The following is a 217-nucleotide window of genomic DNA, read 5'->3' on the forward strand; positions in this document are numbered from 1 at the left end:
CCGTTTCTTCCCTGACAAAAGAGCTTTACAACCCGAAGGCCTTCTTCACTCACGCGGCATTGCTGGATCAGGCTTGCGCCCATTGTCCAAAATTCCCCACTGCTGCCTCCCGTAGGAGTCTGGGCCGTGTCTCAGTCCCAGTGTGGCTGATCATCCTCTCAGACCAGCTACTGATCGTCGCCTTGGTGAGCCGTTACCTCACCAACTAGCTAATCAG

Annotated in this window: 1 rRNA gene; it reads right to left on the reverse strand. The window is 55.3% G+C overall.

The window, feature by feature from the left end:
* Positions 1 to 217, reverse strand: a 16S ribosomal RNA gene (locus tag DT057_RS35290); the annotation flags it as partial.

This window comes from Methylobacterium crusticola (assembly GCF_003574465.1).
Lineage (GTDB): Bacteria > Pseudomonadota > Alphaproteobacteria > Rhizobiales > Beijerinckiaceae > Methylobacterium > Methylobacterium crusticola.